The following is a 19330-nucleotide window of genomic DNA, read 5'->3' on the forward strand; positions in this document are numbered from 1 at the left end:
CTAGAATGCATGACCTCGCCTCCCCCTCACCACGCTCCCTCGACGAGCACACCCGCTCGTTCGTTCGTCGTCACCGGCACGACGCGGACGCTGGCGGCTTTGGGCGCACCACCGAAAAAGGCAACCTCCGTGAAGAACGAGGCCGCCGTCGCCACGCCGAACACGGCGCTCGTCGCCAGCGATACCTTGCCGAGGGTCGCGAACAGATCCCGCTCGTTCACCTGGTCACGAATGCCGGCGCAAGACGCCGGTGCGCTGGCATCCCGGCACGTATGGGACGTCCACCCCTGCGCGCGACGCGTGATGTCTCGCTCGCGCAGATCGCCATGGATGACGTGAGCGCGCAGGAGAAAGACCGCGCCGGCCGCTGCCGTTGCCGTCGTCACCACGATGCCGCCTATCCGCGCCGTCCCCGGCCAGGAAGCCCATGGGCTTCCTGGCCGGGTCTGCGCAGCCGCCGGAGAGCGCGGGGCGCGCGGCGTTTCGCTCGGTGAACCCGGCGCGTCCTCGTTGACGCTGCTCACCGACGCGCGCGGACAATGGAGCGAGATCTCGTGCTCCGCCTTCGCCACGGTGCGCAAGGTCTGGAACGCATCTTCGCGGCCCGGTGCTCGGGCCCGCACCGTATGCAGGCCGGGCTCGACGAACAGCGTGTAGACGCGTGCGACGCGGCCGATGGGTTTGGTGTCAACGATCACCTCGGCGTCCGGCGGGTCGACGGAGACACGGAGCTTCGCGACGTGCGGTGTTGCCTTGCGCTGCCCTTCCTCGAATCGCTTCTGCAGAGCGGCCGGCAGCGCCTCGCGCTGCTCGAGGCTCCACGCGAGGTGTTCGGCCGCGTCGCGGTATTTGCCCAACGCGACCTCGCAGAGGCCGAGCTCCCCGGCGATCTCCGCGCGCTCACGCTCCGTGGTGGACTCCGGGTCTGCGGCGTCGAATGCCGCCTTGTAGGCGGCGTGTGCTTCGGTCCATTGCCCCGCCGCGCGCGCCCTCTGGCCACGGCGAACATGGTCCTTCACCGTCGAGCGCTCTCCCGACCTTGTCGTCGATGGGCCGCCCTGGGCGCGCGCTGCGCTCGTGAGCCATGTCGATGCCCCGACCGCAAGGAGAATCGAGAGGAACTGTGGAGCGCAACGCATGTCACGACGGTAGTTGCGTCAACTGCTCGGCGTCAATGGGGGGTGAAATCGCCATGCGCCTGCGTTTGCCGTGAGAAATTGCAGCGCGAGCTAGCAATGTTGCCATCTCTACCTGGGCGCCGAGCGCTGTGCGCGCGCGCAGGTGGCGTGCTGGGGGACGTTGTCCTACCAAAATGACCCGGACCGTTCACTTTTCTGACCCCGGAAGGGCCGCTCAGACGTGCTACCGGCATGGGCAAGCCAGCGGGGACCTTCAGCAGCTTCGAGCTCTTCCGGCGCCTGGCGAGGCGCTTCGGGGTCCCGGCGCGCGATGCCGAGGACGTCGCGCAGGACGCGCTGCTCCGGGGGCTCGACGCGGAGGGACGGATCGAGGCAGGCGGAGACCCGGCGCCGTACCGCGTCGCGATCGCGGCCAACCAGGCGCGTGACCATGTTCGAAGCGCGCGCCGCCGGCGAGAGGTGCTGACGCCGTCTAGCGACCCCGAGCTTCACGACGAACACCCCACGCCGGAAGAGCTGCTCAGGTGGCGCGAGCGGGAAGCCTTGGTGCACGAGCTCATCGCCGGTGTCGAGCCGAGGTACCGGGACATCTTGATCAAGCACGATCTCGAGGAGATCCCGCTGACCCAGATCGCCGTGGAGCTTGGGCTTCACCCTGACGCCGTGAAGACGCTGCACCGGCGGGCCCGCGAGCAGCTGGAGGAGGCGGCGCAACGCCGGAGGGCGAAGCAACGCTCGCGCGGATGGGACGAGACCCCCTGCGTCGTTCCGTTCGGGCTCACTCCGCGCCGGGCATGGATTGGCTCCCTGCTCCGCTGGACTTGGAGGCTCCTGGCGCAGGGGGCGAGCGTCGTGCTCATGAGCGCCATGGTCGCTGCCGTGACCTCCTCGTCCACGCTGCAGGCGTGGGTTCGATCGGCTCTCGATGACGGTTGGCCCGCGCTGTCGGGGCAGGCCTCCGCGCCGCTCCCCGCGGAGCGCCGCGCCGGGCAGACGGGGACGTCCTCCGCATCACCCGCAGCGCAGGCCGCTGCGCTCCCGGCGGAGCGCGGCGCCGGACAGGATGGCGCCGGTGCGACCAAGACGCCTCCTCCGTCGGTGATGGCTGCTCCTCGTGCGCCGTCCTCTACGACGCACGCGAAGCAGGCGATCAGCGCGCGCGAGAGGAGCCTGATCAGCCAGGCCCGGACGGCCATCGAGGCTCACAGCCCAGAGGCGGACCTCGAGGGGCTTCGGTTGCTCGATGCACATGCGGAGGAGTTCCCGCGCGGTCGGCTCGCCGCGGAGCGCGAAGAGATGCTCAGACAGCTTCGCTGACGGGTCGGCTGTCCATCAACGCCTAAGCCAGCGGCGGAGTCGGTGCTGTCGTCGGGCAGCACGAGGCCGAGCTCCGCCGTGCGTCGGACAGGAATGCTCACGGTTCAGGAGGGAACATGGAGGACATGCTGGGTGCGATGTGGCTCGTCTCGCCGCTCGGGCTCGCGATGATCGCGTGCGTCGCGATCGGCTTCGCCGTCACCGCGCGCGAAGCGCTGGGACGCGAGCGCGGGCTTCGCGAGGCGCGCGAGCACGCGCGTGATGACGAGAAGGCAGCCCTCACCGATGCGAAGGAGCAGGCGGCGGGGGAGCGGGACCGATACCGGCGCCTCCTGGACTGTCATGTCGACGCGGTGCTCGCGGAGCTGACAGACGCCCGCTCACGCCTCGTCCCCTGGCCAGGCAGGGTCCTCGAGTCGTTCTGCGCGACGACGCCGTCGTGGAGGAGAAAGCTGGCCGAGTGCACGCGGTTGGAACCGAGGGAGGTGGAGCGGCTGCTCAGGAGCGACCTCCCCATGACACCCGGCCTCGCGCGGCAGCTGGGAGCCTTCACCGGGACGCCTGCTCGGTACTGGGAGCGCCTGTGGCGGCTGCACGACGACCATCGAGCGGACGCGGAGGAGACGGTGGTGATCCCGGTCGGCGAACCCGTCACCAGGCGCGAGAGCTCTGCGCGTCCGTCGTCGTCACCCGGGCCGACCTCGGTGCCGCCGCTTCCGCCGACAATGCCTCCTCGTGCGCTCGACGTTCCTCCACCCGTGGTGCCGTCTCCCGAGCTTGCGGCCAGGAGCCCGCGGGCGAAGCTCCCACCGCCTCCACTGCCGCGGCTTCGGTCGCCGCTCCCTGTCCGCGCCGCCGCTGGGTCGGAGCTCGCCCGTCGCGCTGGGGCGCTGACGAGCTTCCCAGTACAGCATGACGAAGGGGCGGCGAGCACCGCCAGCGGGTCCGATTGGGAGGAATGGGAGGAAGCCGAGCGCTCGCCGCTGAACACGACACTCCCCGGAGTAGGGAGCCATGGGTGAGCGCAGCCAAGCCTCGCATTCGAATAACGACGAACGTGCCGCCGCGCACGCCCGCTTGTTTTGTCCGATGCTGATGCGTTCCGTGCTGCGCTGGCTGGCGTGGCTAGGGGTCCCACTCTGCCATCGTGGCGACGTCGCAGGCCAAGTCTGGCTCATCGCCTGGCAGAGCTGGCCCAGGTTCGATCCGACGCGCGGCAGGCCAGAACGCTGGTTGAATTCGATCGCCGTCCATGTCGCGTCGCACTACCACCGGTGTGCGCAGCGCCGGAAGGAGGAGCTCGTCGATCGGATCGATGTGCTCGATCCAGCGCCCGACGCCGCTGCTGTGATGGAATCGGACGACATCAGGGCCGGCACCATCGATGCAGTGAACGAGCTCGAGCCGGACCTGCGATTTGTTCTCGTGGCACACGATCTGGACGGGATCCCGATGGCCCAGGTGGCAGAAGACGCGGGACTACCTCTCTCTACGCTCTACAGGCGACGCACAAAGGCCATCGGTGCGCTCCGCGACATCATCGCGCTTCGGGGGACCATGGGGGACTTCGCCCGGAGAGTCGGGCCGCAATGAACATCAAAGGCCTGGTTGTTCACTTCCGGCGCGACTTCGACGACGACGAGGCCGAGCGAACAATCGACGCTCTCACGATGGACGGAGCCTTGCCCACGGTGACGCTGTGTCCCGACGGCAGCATGTCCCCCGGCGGTCGCGGCGGCGTCGGCGAGTGCGACGCCGGCGGGCGAGCGGATGCCGACGGGCCTCCGCCGGATGACGACAGGTTCCACCTCGGATGACGACGAACTCGCCGCTGGATGACGATGGGCTCCAGCCTCGACGACGACGTCCCAGGGCCGGATGACGATGGCTCGACGCCCGATGCCGAAGGGCAGCGGCCGGATGACGATGGGCTCCGGGCGTATGCCGGCGGGCCCCGGCCCCGATGCCGATGTGTCCCGGCCGGATGCCGATGTCTCCCGGGCGGATGACGACGACGTCCACGTCAGATGAGGATGGCCCCTTCCCGCAATGACGACGCCCTTCGCCGCGATGCCGACGGTTCCGCGCCGCGCGCCTGCGCGTCGCGCGTCGGCATCCACGGGCACGCTCCCCGGCGCTGGCTGGCCTGGCGCCATGGCCAAAACTTGCCACTCCGTCGACATGCCGCTCCGCACCCTTTTAGCCTGCGCTGATGGCCAAACCTACCTCTCGTCCCGAAGAGACCGACGACAACGATCCCACGCTCGAATCCCTGGCCGAGCGGCTCGGCAAGCCGGAGCCAGGCATCATCGAGGCATTGCTCGACGGCACGACCGGATCCCAGCTCGTCGAGCGAGGGCGGCAGATCGCCTCCTCACGTGTCTTGACCGACCTGCGCCGCCTCTACGCGACGGCGCACGCGTGCTGGTCGGGCGCGTCGAAGGAGAAGCGGGAGAAGCTGCGCGGCTTCTCGCCGGAGCTGCTCGCGCTCGCGGTCGACCAGGCGCTCGCGCTGGAGCGGCTGCTCGAGGCGCACGAGAGCGCCGGGCAGAAGAAGGACGCGGCGCGCGCCACGACGGACGCGGCGCTGCGGGAGCGGCTCTCGCGCTCGCTGCTCCTGCGCGACCAGGCCTACGAGGTCCTGCGCGGCGTCGCCGGCTCGGGCAAGGAGGCGCGCGAGCAGCTCGCGCAGGCAGTCGGCACCGCGGAAGATCCAGGCGCGCTCGCGCGCGGGCTCATCCAGCTCGCCGCGCTCGGCAAGCGCTACCTCGCGCAGAAGAAGGGTTCCGTCGCCGTGCGCGCCAAGCTGATGCGGCTCGACCAGGACTACGTCGAGCGCCTCGAAGAGGCCGCCCAGGAGCTCACCCAGGCGGCGAAGACGGCGGCTGCGCGCCCCGCAGGCCAGAAAGTCACGAGCGGCGACCTCGACCGGGCCGACGGCATCAACCTGATCCTCCTAGAGCAGATCGTGCGGGTGTTCGAGCGCGCCAACGAGCAGGATCCGACCATTCCGCGCCTCGTGCCCATCGCGACACGGCGGCTCTTCAGCCGGAGCACCAGGAAGAAGGCGACCGAGACGCCCGGCGGAGGAGGCGGCGCCGCTGGCAGCGGCAGCGCTGGAAGTGGCAGCACCGGCGGAGCGCCGCCGGACGAGGAGGATCCGCTCGAAGGCGACGATGCGCCGTTCTGAGTCAGAAACGCCCTGATCGGAACCGAGCATCCACCGAGGGTTCAGGCTGCAACCTGGGCCCTCTTCCTTATTCGATTCGTCACGCCCTCGCCGGCGCCTTGATGGACCATCGCCGCCCGACATCCTTCGCACCACGCCAGCGAACACCCCTTCTCGCACCGTCCGCCGGTGCCGCGCTGCGCGCCCAGCCGCCCCCGGGGATCGCCGCCGTCCAGATCTCGACATCTGCCTGGAATCCTTCTTGCTGAGCTCGCGCGCGCGGCGAACGGAGGAACCCATGCGTCTGCCCCTTTCTCGTTCTCTTGTCATGGCAGTGCTCTTGTCCGCGGGTGTTTTCTCGTCAGCTCTCACGGCGTGCGGCCCGGGGGATCCCGACCCGGTAGCCGGGGTGAATGTCGACGACCCTGATCAGCAGATCACGGTGACGGAGGTGCCGCCGCCGGCGATCAGCGGCGGAACGCTGATCGTCGCCAGCGACGGTCGCACGGCGGTGGCGGCGGACGCCGACCGCGATCGCGTCTGGATCGTCGATCTCCAGGGCGGCGAGCCGGCGGCGGTGCCGCTGGAGCGGGGCGACGAGCCCGGGCGCCTCGTCGAGGACGCGAGCGGCCGGGTCCACGTGGCGCTCCGGCGCGCCGGCGCGGTGGTGACCCTCGATGTCGAGGCGCGGTCGGTCATCGCGCGCAGGGAGGTCTGCCGCGCGCCGCGCGGGGTCGCCTACGACGCCTCGCTCGATGCCATCCATGTCGCCTGCGCCGGCGGAGAGCTCGTGACGCTCCCGGCCTCCGGCGGCCCGGCCGTCCGGAAGCTCCGCCTCGACCCCGACCTGCGCGACGTCGTGGTCGAGGGCGACCGGCTCCTTGTCAGCCGCTTCAGGTCCGCGGAGACGCTGGTCGTGGGCCCCGACGGCGCGGTGCTCTCGCGCCGCACGCTCCCCGTCTTCCACTCGAACGGGTTCGCCAACTCGGACTATGCGCCGTCCGTGGCCTGGCGCTTGGCGCCGCTCGCCGGCGGAGGTGCGATGGTGGTGCACCAGCGCGCGATGTCGTCGAAGGTCACCCTCAGCCCGGGCGGCTATTACCAGGCGGCCGACTGCGGCGGGAACATCGTGCACGGCGCGGTCAGCAGGATCGATCCGGCGGACGTTCCTGACACATCGATCCCCTTGCAGCCCGCGGCTGCGATCCCAGGCATCTCGCTGCCGGTAGACCTCGCGGTCTCGTCCGACGGCGCTCAGGTGGCCGTGGCGGGGGCCGGCAACAACGTCGTCGTGAGCGCGCCCATCGACCAACTGGAAAGCGATGCCCTGAACAACAAGTGCAGCCCGGTGGTCGTCGCGCAGCCGGTGAGCGGTCAGCCGGTCGCTGTGGCCTTCGACGGCCGGGGCGATATCGTCGTGCAGCTGCGGGAGCCTGCGGCCCTGCAGGTGCTCGGCGGGCGCATCATCACGCTTCCGGGCGAGAGCGTGAAAGACACCGGCCACGAGATGTTCCACCGCCCGCCGAACGCCGTGAGCGCCGTGGCGTGCGCGTCGTGCCACCCCGAAGGGCACGAGGACGGGCGGACGTGGGACTTCGATCCCGTGGGCCTCCGGCGGACGCAGGCGCTGGGCGGCGGCATCCTGAAGACGGCGCCCCTCCACTGGAGCGGCGATCTGCAGGATCTCGCGGGCCTGATGGGAGAGGTGTTCGTCTCCCGCATGGGCGGCCAGCAGCCCGGTGCCAGGCGGCTCGATCTGATGGCCCGTTACCTCGACAGCCTGCCCGCCTTCCCGGCGTCGCCGCCCGAGGACGACGCCGCCGTGGCGCGGGGCGAGGTGCTCTTCCATGACAAGAAGGTGGCCTGCGCGGACTGCCACGGTGGCCCGATGCTCACCAACAACCGGAACGAGGACGTGGGCAAGGGCGAGCGGTTGCAGGTGCCCTCGCTCCTCGGCATCGCCGGGCGCGCGCCGTTCATGCACGACGGCTGCGCGGCGACGCTCCGCGATCGCTTCGATCCGCTGTGCGGAGGCGACAAGCACGGTGACGTCTCCGGCCTGACCTCAGCGCAGCTCGACGATCTGGTCGCGTACCTCGAGACCCTCTGAGCCTCCGGCACGCCGCGCTCCTCGCGCGGTACGACCGAGGCGTTCCTCGACATCCGGGGCCGATTGCCACGATACGAGCCCCCATCACCCGGCAACCGGCGGAGCGGGGAAACCGCGTGTGACGGGGCGCCCGGCCCGGACGCGCCGCCGTCGGCTGGCGCCGCGCTCTCGACGGCACAGCCGTTGCTCGTCCATCCAAACCGACGCAACCGACGCAACCGACATCGCGGCTCGATGGACCCGGGCCACACGCACGGTCTGTCTTTCCCGCACGTTCCCACGTTCGCGCGTTCTCGCGATTCTCACGCTCCCACAACGGGGCGAGCCGGCGTCTCCGACGAAGCCGCCGACCCGCGAGGTGGAGCAGGCGCAAGGAGGGCACCATGCCTAGAGGCGACAAATCGAGCTACACGACCAAGCAGAAGCGGCAGGCCGAGCACATCGAAGAGGGATACGAGAAGCGCGGGGTCCCCGATGAAGAGGCCGAGCGGCGGGCCTGGGCGACCGTCAACAAGATGACCGGCGGGGGGAAGAAATCGGGCTCGGGGGTGGGCAAGCCCGTGAACAAGGAGCCGGCGAGGAAGGGGGGCCGCAAGGGAGGCGCCGCGTCCAAGGCGCGGCCTGCTGCCGCGAAGAGCGCGGCGGCGAAGAAGGCGGCGGCGACCCGCAAGCGGAACGCCGCGGCGAGCGCCGGAGGGTCCACGGCCGCGAAGAAGGCGCCGGCGAGGGCGAAGAAGAGCTCCGCGTCCAGCGCTCGCTCGCGCAGCACCGCGGCCAAGTCCACGAGCGGCCGCTCCCGCGCCGCCCAGGGCACGGCCCGCCGCGGCGGGGCAGGGGCCTCGCGCAAGACGACCTCGGGGGCGAAGACCGGAGCGCGGCGCGCCGCGAGCGGGGCCTCGCGCAAGACGAGCTCGAGGGCGAAGACCGGAGCGCGGCGCGCCGCGAGCGGGTCCTGACGTCCCGGTGAGAAGGGGAGAGGGGGCAACCATGCAGGAACTTCAGAGCAACGGGGCGACGAATGGCGAGGGCGGCCTGCTGGGGGACGAATCCGGGCCGCAGGAAGAGAGCCGGCGAGGGCGCGCGTTTCTCACGAGCCTCGTTCGGGAGCTGTTTCAGACGGAGCGCTCCGCGATGATCCATCCGCGGATCGAGGCGGAGCGCCTCGGCAATGTGCCGCCGGCGCACGCCATGCGGGCGGTATCGACCCACGCGGAGGCCGCGCTGGCGGAGATCCTCCCGCTCCTCCGCGAGCGCGAGCTGCCCATCAGCGCGGGCGGCAGCACGGTGGGCGAGGCCTTCTCGGCCCTGCGCGATCACCTCGCCGATTACCTGCTCAGCACCGAGAGGTCCTACCGCGGCACGCTGCTCGGGATGCGGCACGGCGTCGACCTCGTCGAGCTGCTCCAGTACGTCGCGGCCGTGGAGGGCGACACGCCCCTCGCCGCGTGGTGCGCGCGGTGGCTCTCGGTGCGCAGGCCCCTCGTCGAGGCGGTCGCCGACGAGCTCGCGTGGTTCGCGGCGCGCCCGATGCGCGCCATGCGGGCGGCGAAGGACGACGGCGTGGCCCACCTCCTCCGGGGCCTCGCGAACGGCGTGGAGCTCGCGGCGCAGCGGCTCCGCCGCCTCGTCACGTTCGCGGGTTGACGCCCGCCGGCCGCGCGCGGAGACAGCCCGGCGCAGGGCCGCGCGCGGCGCCGCGCGCGGCGTCGAAGCCGAGGAGGATGCGCAGTGGAGCAGGGGATTCCGACGTGGGGCACGCCGATCGAGCTCCTGAAGAGCCACGGGTCCGGCGTCGCGAGCGCGCTGTTCATCGCTGTCGTCGGGTGGACGGCCGCGGCCTGGGCCGCGCGGAGCGTGCGGTCGCTCGGCAAGCAGTGGACGCAGATCGACGCGACCCTCGTCCCCTTGCTGGCCAGTGTAAGCCGACTCACTGTATTGACGGTCACCGCCATGGCCGTTCTCGAGCGCTTCGGCGTCGACACGAAGAGCCTGTTCGCCGTGCTCGGCGCCGCGGGTCTGACCATCGGCCTCGCCCTCAAGGACACGCTGTCGGACGTGGCCGCCGGGCTGGTCTTGCTCGTGCTCCGTCCGTTCGACGTCGGCGATGCGATCGAGGTCGACGGGACCTCCGGCATCGTCGACGCCATCGACGTGTTCCAGACCAAGCTGACGAGCTTCGACGGCGTCCCGATCACGCTGCCGAACTCCAAGGTCCGGTCCGCCAAGATCCAGAACTTCACCCGGGCGGAGCGCCGGCGCATGGACCTCACGATCGGCGTCAGCGCCACGGCCGACATCGCTCACGCCATCGCCACGCTGCGGGACGTCCTCTCGAACGAGCCGCGCGTGCTGCCGGCGCCGGCGCCGTCGGTCGACGTCGTCGAGCTCGCGGACGAGAAGGTCAACCTGCTCGTCCGCGCCTGGACCCTCCCCGCCGATTTCTTCCCGGTGCGGCTCGAGCTCACGCGCCACTTCAAGGAGCGGCTCGACGCGGAGGGGATCGTCATCCCCATGCCCCAGCGCGAGCTGCATATCCCCCTTCGCGAGCCGGAGCGGCGATCTACCCCGCTCCTCTGAGGCGGCCCGCGCGGTCGAGGCGGCCCGCGCGGCTCGTGCGAGAGGCCCCGGAGGCGACCCCGCCCCGCCGCCCCTCGCCCCTGCCCGAGGTCAGGGCGTGCCCATCAGGAGATAGTACCAGGTGCCCACCTCGATGGCGTTCGGGTGCGTGCCGCTCACCCGGGTCAGCGTGCTCGTGAAGATCTTCTTGTTGAACGCAAGGCCGTTGCTCGGCGCCTGCGTCTTCACGTACCAGGCGGCCGCCATCAGGGCCGATGTCTGGTTGTCCTTCTCGAACAGGACTCCCATCTTCACCTGGCTGTCGTCGGGGCTCGGCAACCGGTAGAGGTACCCGGTGCGGGTCCCCGGGACGGTACGCGTCCCCTGCGTCCAGTCGCCCTGGGTCGGGTTCCGGGGGGCCGTGAACTGGTTGCTCGGGCTCACGACGTCCAGGAACGCGTCGAGCGCCGGCGCCGTGAAGCTCGGGATCACCTCGGACGTGAAGGTCAATGTGTTCGCGAAGGTGAGGGCGCTCGCCCACCGCCAGTACTCGGTCTGCGCCTGGAAGGTGAGCTGGCCATTGGAAACACCGTTGACCCCGAGGGCCACGATCCGGACGAGATCCACGGTCGAAAAGATCCTGAGCCTCACGTCCGGCGGGATCTGGGCAATCACACCGGAGCCCGGTTTGACCTTTGCAGGGCTGCGCGTCGAATGGGAAGCGCCGGCGGCGGGCGCACCGAACGTTGAGTCTGCATCGTTGCTCATGGTTGCGCTCTCTCCTGGGATGACGATCTCGACAGCATCGATCGCAGCGCGCGGACCCTGTCCAGCCCGCGCTCCGGTGGCGGCGGCACGCGCGCGCTCACGACGCGCGACCCGCGCGGCCTCACCCGGCGTCGACGCCAGGAAAGCTGGATCCTCCCGGCCGCGGCGTCGATGACAGGCGGTCACGCGCGAGGGCCGGCGAGCTCCGGCCGCGGCCCGATGTTCAGTACCGGATCACCTCGAGCGCCTCGGTGCCGAGCCGGATCTGCCGCGACGTCGTCCGGCGCTCGACGAGCGAGCCGGCGTCGAGCACGCCCGCGCGCGCGAGCTGCTGGCGGGCGCGGAAGACGTTGACGTTGAGGTGATGGAGGTCGAGCCGCAGCTTGCCGAGCAGGTCGTCGACGTAGCGCCACCCGCGCTCGGCCGGGGGCAGCCCGCTCTCCCGGTCGCGCAGCCGGGAGCGCGCCAGCATGAGGAGCAGCTCGTGGTGGGCCCGCGCGGCGAGCTGGATGACCTTTTCCCCCTGCACCAGGGAGACGGCGATGTGCTCCTCGTCGTGGCTCACCTCGAAGCGCAGGACGGTGAGGCCGAGGAGCTTGGGGCTCGCCGCGCTCGACGCGGTGGTCGGTACGGCGGCGTCGAGCGCCTGCGGCGGGACGCGCAGGACCCAGGCGCCGCCGGCCTCGATGCGCTCCTGATCGACGGCCGGGCGGGTGGCCCCGTCGATCTCGATCTGCCAGACGCCGTGCTGATCCTCGAAGAGCGTCACCCGGGGATCGGCGGCGTCCGGCAGCGCGAGCAGGCCCTCCTCCGCCGCGCGCACCTCGCCGGTGAGCTCGGCCCGCGCGCTCGTGACGGGCGCGCCGGCCTCCTCCACGGTCCAGCGCTCGGCGTCGCCGCCGAACACGAGCTCCGCCCCCGCGTCGAGCGCGACCCGCTCGGCGGACGTGAGCCGCCGGCCGCCGACGTGCGTGCCGTTCGTGCTGCCGAGGTCGCGGATCCACCAGCGCGCCCCGTCCCAGAACAGGACGGCGTGCTCGCCGGAGGCGCAGCGGTCCCGGAGGCGCACGGCGCAGTCGCGCGCTCGGCCGACCCGCGCGCGCGCCGGGAGCGTCACGCGAAGGCCGTGGGCTTCATGCTTCAAGACCGCCATGGATACAGCGTAAGATGGCGCCGCCGACCACATCAACGGCGTCGAAGGCGAGACCCCCATGAGCGATCCCGCGGCACTCCTCCGGAAGCTGGCGGGTGAGCTGCACCTGTCTCCCTCGGCGTGCGCGGAGATCCAGCGGGCGCTCGCCGAGCACGCCGCGCGCAGCCTCACGGAAGAGCTGCCGGCGACCGTGGTCCGGGACGCGCCGGCGGCGGCCGGGGGCGCGCCCCGGCAGACCGGAGGCGCGTCGGTCGCGGCCGAGCACCGCCCGAGCGCCGCGCCTCCGGCGGTCCACGCGCCGGTCGCGGCGTGGCCCTGGGACCGCTACGACGATCTCGGGCTCATCGGCCGCGGGGGCATGGGCGAGGTGCGGCGCGTGCGCGATCGCGTGATGGGCCGCGTGCTCGCCATGAAGCTGCTGCGCATCGAGGGGCAAGACGACGCGGACGGCCGGGCGCGCTTCCTCGACGAGGCGCGCCTCACGGCGTGCCTTCAGCACCCAGGGATCGTCCCCGTCCACGACTGCGGGATGCTCCCGACCGGCCAGCTCTGGTTCACGATGAAGGAGGTCCGCGGCCGCACGCTGAGCGCGCTGATCCGCGCGCTCCACGCGTCGGGCGAGGCCGGCCCCTCGCCCGAGGCGCTGCGCCGCGTGCTCGACGTCTTCGTCCGCGTCTGCGAGGCGGTCGCGTACGCGCACGGCCAGGGCGTCCTCCACCGCGATCTCAAGCCGGACAACGTCATGATCGGCGAGTTCGGCGAGGTCCTCGTGATGGACTGGGGCATCGCCCGCGCGACCGCGCGCGGCGCGCTGGCGGACGCGCTCCCGGACAGCGGCCACCACACGCACGCGGGCCTCGTCCTGGGGACGCCTGTCTACATGCCCCCGGAGCAGGCGCGCGGCGAGGCCGAGCAGCTCGGGCCCCCCAGCGACGTGTACTCCCTCGGGGCCGTCCTGTACGAGCTCCTCTGCGGCGAGCCCCCGTTCCGGGGGACGGCGCTGGCCGTCCTGGCGCAGGTGGTCCAGCGGTCGCCCGAGCAGCTCGCCGTCCGGTGCCCCGACCAGATCCCTCGGGATCTCATCGCGATCTGCGAGCGGGCGATGGCCCGCGCGCCGCCTTCGCGTTACGCGAGCGCCGAGGTGCTCGCCGCGGAGATCCGCGGCTTCCTCGACGGCGCCCGCCGTCGCGAGCGGGCGCGCGCCCTCGTCGAGGAGTCGCGCGCGCTGGCGCCGCAGATCGAGGGCCTGCGGGCGCGCGCCCGGGCCCTCCGGGCCGAGGCGAAGGCGGTGCTCGGGCGCCTCGACTCGTTCGCGCCCGCCGCCGAGAAGGCGCAGGGGTGGGCGCTCGAGGACGAGGCGCGCGCGCTCGACCGCGCCGCCGCCCTGGACGAGGCGACCTGGCACCAGAAGCTCCGCGCCGCGCTCAACGAGGCCCCGGACTTCGATGAAGCGCACGCGGCGCTCGCCGACGCGCACCTGGCCGACCTGCGGGCCGCCGAGGAGGCGCGCGACGCCGAGGCCGCGGCGCGCGCCGAGGCGTTCCTCAGGGCGCACGCGCGCGAGCGGCACGCGGTCTTGCTCCGCGGCACCGGCGCCCTCTCGCTGCGGACCGACCCCGAGGGGGCGCAGGTCTGGCTGCTCCGCTATGTCGAGCAGGAGCGCCGGCTCCGCGCCGAGCCCCAGGGCTTCCTCGGCCACACGCCGCTCTGCGAGGTCCCGCTCGCGCGCGGCAGCTACCTGCTCTTGATCCGCGCGCCCGGGTACCGCGAGGCGCGGTACCCCGTGAAGATCGGCCGCGGCGAGCACTGGGACGGCGTGCGTCCGGGCGGCGCAGAGCCGTTCGTTGTGCCCCTCCTGCCCTCGGAGGCGCTCGGCGAAGAGGACGTCTACGTGCCGGCGGGCTTCTTCTCTGCCGGCGGAGACCCGCAGGCCGGCGACGGCTTGCCGGCGTGCCGGATCTGGGTCGACGGCTTTGTGGTGCGGCGGCACCCGGTGACGCAGGCCGAGTACCTCGCCTTCCTGAACGACCTGCTCGAGCGCGGGCGCGAGTCGGAGGCCGCGGCGGCGTGCCCGCGCGCGGCCCGCGCGATCGCCGGCAACGTGGACATCCCGCTGTTCGCGCGCGACGGGGACGGGCGCTTCGTGCTCGGCCCGCAGGCGCGCGCGGAGCAGGCGCGGCACCCGGTCGCCTCGGTGGATTGGCGCAGCGCCGTCGCCTACGCGTCCTGGCTGGAGGCGCGCACCGGCGCGCCGTGGCGCCTCGTCGGCGAGCTCGAGCGCGAGAAGGCCGCGCGCGGCGTCGACGGGCGCTTCTTCCCCTGGGGAGACGAGCCCGAGCCGACGTGGGCCTGCATGGTGGGGGGCCGCCCCGGCCCCGCGAGCCCGGCGCCGGTGGACGACCATCCGACGGACGAGGGCCCCCACGGCGCCCGTGGCCTCGCGGGCAACATCCGCGACTGGTGCGCCGAGCTGTGGATGCCCGACGGCCCCACGGTGGTCGACCGCATCGCGCGCCCCCAGCCAGCGGACGCGGCGGCTCCGGGGCTCCGCTCGATCCGCGGGGGCGCGTGGAGCTCCGGGCCCCCCGCGGTGTGCCGCGCAGCAGGCCGCTTCGCCGCGCGCCCGGAGGATCGCTTCAGCGCCGTGGGCTTCCGTCTCGCCCGGCCCGTCATCGCCGGCGGGTAGCCGTTCGTCGCCGGCGCGCAGGGGATGTGGTCGGCCGCGGCGATCGCCGTATTTGGCTGCTGAGCCCGCATCGCAGCGCTGGCGGCGGGGAACGAACTGTAACAGACGGCAACAGACGGCGGATGTCGCGTTTGCACTCGAGCGCTAGGCTCGTCGGGACAGCCTGTGTCCACGAGGTCCATGGAGAACACGGATTCGCATCAAGAAACGGCGGAGCCCTCCGAGCCGGCCTCGCCCGCCGCGGCAGAGCTCGCTGCGGCGTCCTTGCAGCGCGGCGAGGCGGGGGCTGCGCCGCTCGATCAGGAGCGCTCTGCGCTGCACGAGTCCTCCGCGGACGGCGCGCTGGTCGACGCCTTCTTCCAGGCCACGACCGCGGGGCTCGGGATGATCGACCGCGACCTCCGCGTGGTGCGGCTCAACCAGGCGCTGGCGGACATCAACGGGATCCCCCTCGATGCGCACCTCGGCAGGACGATCCCCGAGCTGCTCCCGGAGATGAGCGACGTGATCGTCGCCCATCTCCGGCGTGTCCTGGCGACGGGCGAGGCGTTCACCGCCGAGGTGACGGGGACGACGCGCGCGTCGGAGCGACCGCGCTCCTGGCTGGTCAATTACGCGCCTGTGCGGGCGAAGGACGGGCGCGTCATGGGTGTGGGGACGATCGTCCTCGACATCACCGAGCGCAAGCAGACGGAGGACAGGCTCCAGGAAGAAGGGGAGACGCTCGAGCTGCTCAATCGCGCCGGCAAGCAGCTCGCCGCCGAGCTGGATCTGGAGAAGCTCGTGCAGGCGGTGACCGACGCGGCCACCCGGCTGAGCGGCGCCCAGTTCGGCGCGTTCTTCTACAATGTCACGAACGCCGAGGGGAAGAGCTACATGCTCTACACCATCTCAGGCGTGCCCCGAGAGCACTTCTCCGGGTTCCCGATGCCGCGCAACACCGACGTGTTCGCGCCGACCTTCAATGGAGAGGGCGTGGTGCGGCTCGACGATGTCACGAAGGACCCGCGCTACGGGAACAGCCCTCCTTACCACGGGATGCCGAAGGGCCACTTGCCTGTCGTCAGCTACCTTGCCGTGCCGGTGGTCTCCCGTTCTGGGCATGTCATCGGCGGGCTGTTCTTCGGGCACTCCGCGCGGGGCGTCTTCACCGAGCGGGCGGAGAAGCTGGTGGTCGGCCTCGCGGCCCAGGCCGCCATTGCGATGGATAACGCGCACCTGTTCCGGAAGGCGCAGCAGCTCATCCAGGCGCTCGAGCGGAGCAACAAGGAGCTCGACCGCTTCGCCTACGTGGCGAGCCACGATCTGAAGGCGCCGCTCCGCGCCATCGCGAACCTCTCGCAGTGGATCGAGGACGATCTCGTGGACAAGGCGACGCCGGAGACGCGCCAGTACATGGATCTCCTCCGCTCGCGCGTCGTCCGGCTGGAGGCGCTCATCGATGGGATCCTGCGCTACTCGCGCGCTGGACGGCTCCGCGACAGGCCCGAGATCGTGGACGTCCAGAAGCTCCTCGAGGACGTCGTCGCGCTGCTCACCGTCCCTGCGAGCGCGTCGATCGATATCGCGACGGGCATGCCGACGCTCCTCGCCGAGCGGGTCCCGCTGGAGCAGGTCTTCCTGAACCTGATAGGCAATGCGCTGAAGTACGCCGAACGCCCCGACACGCGCGTCGAGGTGCGGGGGCGGGAGCTGGGCGATGTCTGGGAGTTCTCGGTGAAGGACAACGGGCCCGGGATCGAGCCGCGATACCACGGGAAGGTATGGGAGATCTTCCAGACCCTGAACGCGCGCGACAACATCGAGGGGACGGGCATCGGGCTCGCGATCGTCCAGAAGATCGTGCTCAGCAAGGGGGGGCGTGTGTGGGTCGAGTCCGAGCGGGGCGCCGGCGCCACGTTCTTCTTCACCTGGCCTCGGATGGAGACGGACGGCGGGCTCGGCATGCGCTGAGGAGCGGCTGTGGCGCGGCGCGAGGCGAGCGTGGCAATCCGCCACGCCCCGCGCCGCGTGACGGAGCCCGAGCGCCGCGGCCGCTCGCCGCGGGGCGGTGGCGCGCGATCTGCTTCTCTCTGTCAGGTGGGCATGGGCCCTTGCCCCATGCCGGGAGCGCGACGGTGAAGCATCGATCCATGGCGGTCCTCCTGAACTGCTCCTCCCGGTCGAACCGAGCGGCGGCGCAGCGCGCGCGGCTCGGGGAGCTCCTGAGAGAGAGCGGCCTCGCCGCGGAGGTGCTGTGCGCCGAGAAGGGGCATCAGCTCGGGGAGCTCGCCCGCCGTGTGGCGCGGGGGCCTTGCGACCTCGTCGTAGCCGGCGGCGGCGACGGGACGGTGAACACCGTCGCTGCCGCGATCGCCGGCACGGACAAGACGATGGGCGTCCTTCCGCTCGGCACGGTGAACCATTTTGCCAAGCACCTCGGCGTTCCGCTGACCCTCGAGGGCGCCGTGCGCACGCTCGTCGAGGGGCGGCGCGTCCGGGTCGATGTCGGCGAGGTCAACGGCCGGGTCTTCGTGAACAACTCGACGCTGGGCATCTACCCCGGCATCGTGCGCGGCCGCGAGGCGCTCCGGAAGCGGCATGGGCTCAACAAGTGGATAGCCCTGGCGCTGTCGACCGTCTCGGGGATCCGGCGGCACGAACGCGTCCGTCTCCGGCTCGTCCTGGATGGGCAGGAGGTCGAGCTGGAGACGCCGTTCGTGTTCGTCGCGAACAACGACTTCAAGCTTGGCGACGTGGACATCGGCCGCCAGCGCCCGCCGTGCTCGGGCGAGCTCGGCGTGTGCGTGGCGCACGCCGAGAGCCGCCTCGCCACGCTCAAGCTCATCGCCAGCGCGGTCGTCGGGCGCGTTCATCGATCGAACGATTTCAGTATCCTACGAACGACGGAGCTCCGTGTGGAGGCGCCCCACCGCCGCCTCCACGTTGCCGCGGACGGCGAGGTCCTCAGGATGACGCCGCCGCTCTGCTATCGCGTGCGGCCTGCAGCGCTGCGCGTCATCGTGCCGCTGTCGTCCGAGCTCCGCGCGGGCCCGCGGCGGCAGGAGGACCCATCTCGCCCGGTCGCGGCGCTGGGGGGATGAGGCGCCGTGCGCACGCTCGTGCACCTGTCGGATCTACACTTCGGCCGCGTCGACAAGGCCATCCTCCGCCCGCTGATCGACCGGATAGGGGGGCTCGAGCCGCACGTGGTCGTGATCTCCGGTGATCTGACGCAGCGGGCGCGCGACGCCGAGTTCGCCGAGGCGCGCGCCTTCCTCGACGCGCTGCCCTCGCCGCAGATCGTGGTCCCTGGCAACCACGATGTCCCGCTCTACAACCTGTTCGACCGGTTCTTTCGCCCGCTGGACAGGTACCGGAGTCACATCACGGACGACCTCTCGCCGTTCCACCTCGACGGGGAGATCGCCGTCCTGGGCATCAACACCGCGCGCTCGCTGACCATCAAGGATGGGCGCATCAACGCGCGGCAGATCCGGGGGATCAAGGCGAGGATGTGCGATCTCGGGCCTGAGATCACGAAGATCGTGGTCACGCATCATCCGTTCGATCTGCCCGAGAACTCGCCCCATGCGATCGTCGGGCGCGCGAGGCAGGCGATGGCGGCGATCGCGGGCTGCGGCGTCGACGTCATCCTGTCCGGCCACCTGCACCTCAGCCACACGGGTCACTCGGCGGAGCGGTTCGAGGCAGGCGGCCACTCCTCGCTCATCATCCAGGCCGGCACGGCGACCTCGACGCGGGAGCGCGGGGAGCGGAACGCGTTCAACGTGATCCGGGTCGATGGGCGGAGGATCGATATCGAGCGAAACTTCTGGGAGCCGGACAGCAGCGTCTTCGGGATCGCGCGCGCGGAGCATTTCGAGGAGACGGCGCGGGGCTGGGTGCGGGCGGCGTAGGCTCGGCGCTCCCGACTCCTGCGGTGGAGCGGGCGGGACAGGCTTGCGACGTGAAATGGGCGATCTTCAGAGAAGCCACGCCGTTTCCTTCTCCCACGGGGCAGTGGAGGCAGGGGGCCAGCGTGATCGCCTCAGGGTCCTCTCGTTCGAAGCGACCGGGCTCGTGGTGAGCTGGCTCCGCGGCACGCCGCAGGATCACGAGAGCCTGCTCCGCGCGGATAGCGGCCAGCAGACCCGGCTCCTCGCCGCTGAGGTGGACCAGGAGAGGGCGTCGAGCCGGCCGTGGATGCAGCTCTGCTACCTGCCGGGCTATCCCTAGTATCTCCTCGCCAAGGGATGAAGTTTCGGTGCCGAACGGCCACGGCTGCGGGCGGGGCGGTCCGCCCATCTACCTGCGCCAGCAGTAGGGCGTCGCGGGCCACAGCCTTGCGCCGTCGACCGAGCGGCACGCCTGCGTGCGAATCTCAGCGACGAACGGAGGGCGTCCACTGCGCTCTCCACCTCCGCGTCTGGGCGTAATTCACGCCGGCTTC

The 19330-nt window shown here is 71.6% G+C and carries 16 protein-coding genes and 1 pseudogene; 14 read left to right on the top strand and 3 right to left on the bottom strand.

Annotation, left to right across the window (positions count from 1 at the left end):
• Nucleotides 1-26: 26 nt before the first annotated feature.
• Nucleotides 27-1019: a hypothetical protein gene (locus WMF19_RS51855; protein ID WP_437897119.1), complete on the bottom strand. Its 993-nt coding sequence runs from the start codon at nt 1017-1019 to the stop codon at nt 27-29.
• A 351-nt stretch (nt 1020-1370) separates the two neighbouring features.
• Here WMF19_RS51855 and WMF19_RS51860 point away from each other — a divergent pair, with 351 nt between their 5' ends.
• From WMF19_RS51860 to WMF19_RS51900, 9 genes and pseudogenes are all read left to right on the top strand, one after another.
• Nucleotides 1371-2456, top strand: coding sequence for an RNA polymerase sigma factor (locus WMF19_RS51860; RefSeq protein ID WP_437897120.1), 1086 nt, complete (start codon nt 1371-1373; stop codon nt 2454-2456).
• Nucleotides 2457-2572: 116 nt separating this feature from the next.
• Nucleotides 2573-3478, top strand: a complete 906-nt coding sequence (locus WMF19_RS51865) for a helix-turn-helix transcriptional regulator (RefSeq protein WP_437897121.1) — start codon at nt 2573-2575, stop codon at nt 3476-3478.
• Nucleotides 3471-4049, top strand: a complete 579-nt coding sequence (locus WMF19_RS51870) for a sigma-70 family RNA polymerase sigma factor (RefSeq protein ID WP_437897122.1) — start codon at nt 3471-3473, stop codon at nt 4047-4049. Before WMF19_RS51865 ends, WMF19_RS51870 begins: the two co-directional genes overlap by 8 nt.
• On the top strand, nt 4046-4273 hold the full coding sequence (locus WMF19_RS51875; protein WP_437897123.1) for a hypothetical protein: 228 nt from the start codon (nt 4046-4048) through the stop codon (nt 4271-4273). The genes WMF19_RS51870 and WMF19_RS51875 overlap by 4 nt, the downstream gene beginning before the upstream one ends.
• Before the next feature lie 395 nt (nt 4274-4668).
• The gene (locus tag WMF19_RS51880; protein WP_437897124.1) at nt 4669-5646 is read left to right on the top strand and encodes a hypothetical protein; all 978 of its coding nucleotides are present in this window, start codon (nt 4669-4671) and stop codon (nt 5644-5646) included.
• A 307-nt stretch (nt 5647-5953) separates the two neighbouring features.
• Entirely contained in the window at nt 5954-7735 is a 1782-nt protein-coding gene (locus WMF19_RS51885; protein ID WP_437897125.1) for a cytochrome-c peroxidase, read from the top strand.
• A gap of 383 nt (nt 7736-8118) precedes the next feature.
• A pseudogene (locus tag WMF19_RS51890) lies at nt 8119-8421 on the top strand (hypothetical protein); the annotation flags it as partial.
• Nucleotides 8422-8722: 301 nt separating this feature from the next.
• On the top strand, nt 8723-9379 hold the full coding sequence (locus tag WMF19_RS51895) for a hypothetical protein (protein WP_437897126.1): 657 nt from the start codon (nt 8723-8725) through the stop codon (nt 9377-9379).
• Between the two features lie 84 nt (nt 9380-9463).
• Complete coding sequence (locus WMF19_RS51900; RefSeq protein WP_437897127.1) at nt 9464-10312, top strand: mechanosensitive ion channel family protein; 849 nt, start codon at nt 9464-9466, stop codon at nt 10310-10312.
• A 90-nt stretch (nt 10313-10402) separates the two neighbouring features.
• Here WMF19_RS51900 and WMF19_RS51905 read toward each other — a convergent pair whose 3' ends face one another.
• Both WMF19_RS51905 and WMF19_RS51910 read right to left on the bottom strand, forming a co-directional pair.
• Entirely contained in the window at nt 10403-10918 is a 516-nt protein-coding gene (locus tag WMF19_RS51905) for a hypothetical protein (protein WP_437897128.1), read from the bottom strand.
• Between the two features lie 364 nt (nt 10919-11282).
• Nucleotides 11283-12212 carry an FHA domain-containing protein gene (locus tag WMF19_RS51910; RefSeq protein WP_272096984.1) on the bottom strand — a complete coding sequence of 310 codons (930 nt, stop codon included), beginning with the start codon at nt 12210-12212 and terminating at the stop codon, nt 11283-11285.
• A gap of 58 nt (nt 12213-12270) precedes the next feature.
• On the opposite strand from WMF19_RS51910, the gene WMF19_RS51915 reads away from it, so the two are divergent.
• The 5 genes from WMF19_RS51915 (at nt 12271) to WMF19_RS51935 (ending at nt 19116) form a co-directional block, all read left to right on the top strand.
• Entirely contained in the window at nt 12271-14898 is a 2628-nt protein-coding gene (locus WMF19_RS51915) for a protein kinase domain-containing protein (protein WP_437897129.1), read from the top strand.
• A 180-nt stretch (nt 14899-15078) separates the two neighbouring features.
• Complete coding sequence (locus WMF19_RS51920) at nt 15079-16851, top strand: sensor histidine kinase (protein ID WP_437897130.1); 1773 nt, start codon at nt 15079-15081, stop codon at nt 16849-16851.
• A gap of 179 nt (nt 16852-17030) precedes the next feature.
• The gene (locus WMF19_RS51925; protein ID WP_437897131.1) at nt 17031-17981 is read left to right on the top strand and encodes a diacylglycerol/lipid kinase family protein; all 951 of its coding nucleotides are present in this window, start codon (nt 17031-17033) and stop codon (nt 17979-17981) included.
• A gap of 6 nt (nt 17982-17987) precedes the next feature.
• The gene (locus WMF19_RS51930; RefSeq protein WP_437897132.1) at nt 17988-18797 is read left to right on the top strand and encodes a metallophosphoesterase family protein; all 810 of its coding nucleotides are present in this window, start codon (nt 17988-17990) and stop codon (nt 18795-18797) included.
• A 55-nt stretch (nt 18798-18852) separates the two neighbouring features.
• Nucleotides 18853-19116 (top strand): hypothetical protein, encoded by a 264-nt coding sequence (locus WMF19_RS51935; protein ID WP_437897133.1) that lies wholly within the window; start codon nt 18853-18855, stop codon nt 19114-19116.
• Nucleotides 19117-19330: the final 214 nt, after the last annotated feature.

The sequence above is a fragment of the Sorangium sp. So ce124 genome (assembly GCF_051525235.1).
Taxonomy (GTDB): domain Bacteria; phylum Myxococcota_A; class Polyangia; order Polyangiales; family Polyangiaceae; genus Sorangium; species Sorangium atrum.

Coding starts and splice junctions, on each gene's coding strand:
- WMF19_RS51915 (WP_437897129.1), top strand. CDS start 12,271: ATGAGCGATCCCGCGGCACTCCTCCGGAAGCTGGCGGGTGAGCTGCAC.
- WMF19_RS51910 (WP_272096984.1), bottom strand. CDS start 12,212: ATGGCGGTCTTGAAGCATGAAGCCCACGGCCTTCGCGTGACGCTCCCG.
- WMF19_RS51870 (WP_437897122.1), top strand. CDS start 3,471: ATGGGTGAGCGCAGCCAAGCCTCGCATTCGAATAACGACGAACGTGCC.
- WMF19_RS51860 (WP_437897120.1), top strand. CDS start 1,371: ATGGGCAAGCCAGCGGGGACCTTCAGCAGCTTCGAGCTCTTCCGGCGC.
- WMF19_RS51885 (WP_437897125.1), top strand. CDS start 5,954: ATGGCAGTGCTCTTGTCCGCGGGTGTTTTCTCGTCAGCTCTCACGGCG.
- WMF19_RS51875 (WP_437897123.1), top strand. CDS start 4,046: ATGAACATCAAAGGCCTGGTTGTTCACTTCCGGCGCGACTTCGACGAC.
- WMF19_RS51865 (WP_437897121.1), top strand. CDS start 2,573: ATGGAGGACATGCTGGGTGCGATGTGGCTCGTCTCGCCGCTCGGGCTC.
- WMF19_RS51935 (WP_437897133.1), top strand. CDS start 18,853: ATGGGCGATCTTCAGAGAAGCCACGCCGTTTCCTTCTCCCACGGGGCA.
- WMF19_RS51895 (WP_437897126.1), top strand. CDS start 8,723: ATGCAGGAACTTCAGAGCAACGGGGCGACGAATGGCGAGGGCGGCCTG.
- WMF19_RS51920 (WP_437897130.1), top strand. CDS start 15,079: ATGGAGAACACGGATTCGCATCAAGAAACGGCGGAGCCCTCCGAGCCG.
- WMF19_RS51880 (WP_437897124.1), top strand. CDS start 4,669: ATGGCCAAACCTACCTCTCGTCCCGAAGAGACCGACGACAACGATCCC.
- WMF19_RS51925 (WP_437897131.1), top strand. CDS start 17,031: ATGGCGGTCCTCCTGAACTGCTCCTCCCGGTCGAACCGAGCGGCGGCG.